Below are 439 nucleotides of genomic sequence, written 5' to 3' on the forward strand. Positions count from 1 at the left end.
GTAGGCGAGAGGCGCAAAACGTTCAGAGGGAGTACCGACACCCACCGCCATACTTCGATGGCCGAAACAGCCGCGGCGGACCACGCTGCTCAAGGGAAGAGGCCGGGGCGAATCCATTCTTCTTTGCGGTTGAGGGGTCAGGGTGCGGACGTCGGTGTCGTCTCCGAACGTTTTGCGCGGGAGGAGCGCGGGGCTTCGAGGCGCAAGCTGCGACCGCTGCATCGACGCGTTGCGATGGAGGAGACGATGTCGACGTCCGCACCCCCGTCGCCACGCCCATCCTTCGCCCGACGTAAGATGAGAATCCATGCCTGAGCACGCTACGTTCCGACTCAAGACCGGCCTTGCCGAGATGTTGAAGGGCGGGGTGATCATGGACGTCGTCACCCCCGCGGAGGCGAAGATCGCCGAGGAGGCGGGGGCCTGCGCGGTGATGGCG

General features: G+C 65.4%; 1 protein-coding gene. It reads left to right on the forward strand.

The annotated features are described in order from the left end of the window. Positions 1-307 precede the first annotated feature (307 nt). A partial coding sequence (locus CVM73_RS38850) for a hypothetical protein (protein WP_488226284.1) occupies positions 308-439 on the forward strand: 132 nt, incomplete at its 3' end.

This window comes from Bradyrhizobium forestalis (assembly GCF_002795245.1).
GTDB lineage: Bacteria > Pseudomonadota > Alphaproteobacteria > Rhizobiales > Xanthobacteraceae > Bradyrhizobium > Bradyrhizobium forestalis.